Genomic DNA, 2,923 nt, shown 5'->3' on the forward strand with positions numbered 1-2,923 from the left:
GTATGCAAGTACATTCGAGGTATTCCCTGAAGAATTGCAATACGCCCATAAAAAAGCGCCTAATAAACTTCTTATACAATCAGAAGCTTGCATAGATGCCGAAATCCCTGTATGGAATGATGATCAATGGTATTGGGAAAAAGAAGCTACGGATTGGGGCTTTGATTGGGCACCAGATAAAGACAAGCCTTTACACCCTAAATATGCACCTGTAAATCGATACGCTCGTGATATTATAGGATGTTTGAACAATTGGGTTGACGGTTGGGTAGATTGGAATATGGTACTTGACACTAAAGGAGGTCCAAATTGGTTTAAAAACTGGTGTATTGCACCGGTTATTGTAGATCCCGAAAAAGATGAGGTCTATTTTACGCCGCTCTACCATACCATGGCACATTTCAGCAAATACATACGTCCAGGCGCTGTTAGGATCGGACTCGAAAATTCTAATGGGACTTTGTTGGCTACAGCGGCCAAGAATACAGATGGTTCAATTGCGGTCGTAGTATTCAATCAGGATAAAGAAGAAAAGCATTTTCAACTTTCATTGGGAGCGTTAAAAAAAGATATGCGTATTAATGCACAAGCTATTCAAACAATCATAGTACAACCAAACTAAAAATAAGTAATATGTCTACAGCCACAGTTAAAGTCCCATTTGGGCAAAAAGTCGCATTTGGCGTTGGTATGTTTGCCAATCAAATGTTTCCCGCGATTCTTGGAATATTTATGGTTGTCCTTGTTCAATCATTTGGATTTACTGGATGGTTATGGTCTCTTGTTTATTTTTTTCCAAGAGTTTTCGATGCCATAACAGATCCAATAATGGGTTTCATTTCTGATAATACCAAATCGAAATGGGGAAGACGCAAACAGTATGTTTTAATTGGTGCAATTTTAATGGGCGTGGCGTTTACAATTATGTGGCAATTGTATACGGATAATTCATTACAATATAATTTTTGGTATTTCTTTTTATGGTCCATTGTCTTTTATTTGGGGCTTACCTTTTTTAGTGTACCCTATGTCGCTATGGGCTACGAAATGAGCGACGATTTTCACGAACGAACCAACATTATGGCTGTGGCCCAATGGATCGGTCAGTGGGCTTGGGTGATAGCACCCTGGTTTTGGGTGATTATTGATGATCCAGAATGGTTTCCGTCCCAAGATATCGCTGTTCGCGAATTGGCTGTCTGGGTGGCCGTACCTTGTGCAATTGCTGCCATGGTACCTGCCTTGTTTATTAAGAGTAAATCGACCCTTGAAGAAAATTATGAGCCACTGAACTCGGCCAATATCGGGGGTAGTTTGATGAAAATTTTAGAAAGTTTTAAGGATGCCTTTAAGATTGCGGAGTTTAGAAAGATATGTGGTGCCACGTTTTTGATTTTTAATGCATTTAACACCGTAGCTGCGCTAACCTATTTTGTTATTGTTTATAGACTATTTAATGGTGATGCAACTGCTCCTGGTATTTGGGTCGCATTATTCGGTTGCATAGGAGCTTTGGGAACGACTTTTATTGTAATTCCCGTGGTTACTTGGATGTCAAAAAAAATGGGTAAGAAAAAGGCGTTCATGTGGGCCCAAGCGATTTCGATTATAGGCTACCTAATGATGTATTTTCTCTTTGTGCCAGGAAAACCTTGGTTGTACATTATTGCATTGCCCTTCTTCTCTTTTGGAATAGGGAGTTTATTTACCATCATGATGTCAATGACTGCAGATGTAATCGATATTGATGAATTGAAGTCAGGTAAAAGACGGGAAGGTATTTTTGGTGCAATTTATTGGTGGATGGTTAAAGTAGGCTTTGCCATAGCTGGAGCACTTAGTGGCGTAATTATTGGCATTGTTGGTTTTAACCCTGATTTGGCAACAACCGAACAACAGGGAGCGGTTGATGGCCTGCATGCTTTCTTTTGCTTTTTCCCCATGGTAGGAACAATAGTGGCAATGCTTATAATGCGTAATTATGATGTTACAGAAGAACGTGCCAATGAAATACGGACGGAATTGGACAAACGCAAAGGCAAAGGAAAAACCACACCGCAACTCTCTTCTTACTACAAAAAAGGTAAACTATTAACACTCGCTGGTGTTGATTCAGGATCCAGGTCAAATACAGACTTGGATTTTACTTCAAAATCTGAACGGGAAATCAAGAAACTCTTTACAACCACCTTGAATAAAGGTGTGCACGGTTTTTGTTTTAGCCCGTACCTGGAAGGTCAAAATATCGGTGATCAATTATCAGAAGACCAAATACAGCGAAGAATGGATGTGATCGCACCTTACACAAAATGGGTAAGGTCTTTCTCATGTACCGATGGAAATGAGTTCATTCCTAAAGTAGCACATAAGAAAGGATTAAAAACAATGGTTGGTGCCTGGATCGGGAATGACAAAACTAAAAATGAGAAGGAGATAGAGGCCCTGATCAATTTGGGACAAAATGGATATGTGGATATAGCTGTCATCGGTAATGAGGTGTTGATGCGAAATGAATTGACAGAGGGTGAAATTCTGTCTTATATTGACAGGGTGAAAAGGGCATTGCCAAACATTAAAATAGGTTATGTTGATGCCTATTATCAGTTTCTAGATCGGCCGGCACTTATTGATGACTGCGATGTAATTTTAATCAACTGCTACCCATTTTGGGAAGGATACAATTTTGATCTTTCTATGCTTTACCTTAAACAGATGTATTCAGTTGTCAAGAAAGTTTCAAAAGGTAAACCAGTGATTATTTCTGAAACAGGCTGGCCTAATCAGGGAGAAAAAATAAATGAGGCCGTACCTTCATCACTAAATACCATGAAGTTCTTTATCAGCGCAAATAATTGGGCAAAGAGTAATGATATAGACTTATTCTATTTCTCGTCGTTTGACGAATCATGGAAAGTCCATCATG

At 39.3% G+C, this 2,923-nt stretch carries 2 protein-coding genes; both read left to right on the forward strand.

The window, feature by feature from the left end:
* A partial coding sequence (locus tag WBM98_RS09395; RefSeq protein WP_424365763.1) for a glycoside hydrolase family 30 beta sandwich domain-containing protein occupies nt 1-622 on the forward strand: 622 nt, incomplete at its 5' end.
* A gap of 68 nt (nt 623-690) precedes the next feature.
* On the forward strand, nt 691-2,923 hold a 2,233-nt coding region (locus tag WBM98_RS09400), incomplete at its 3' end, for an MFS transporter (protein WP_424365764.1).

Origin of the sequence: Maribacter sp. (assembly GCF_049667165.1) — a bacterium.
Lineage (GTDB): Bacteria > Bacteroidota > Bacteroidia > Flavobacteriales > Flavobacteriaceae > Maribacter_A.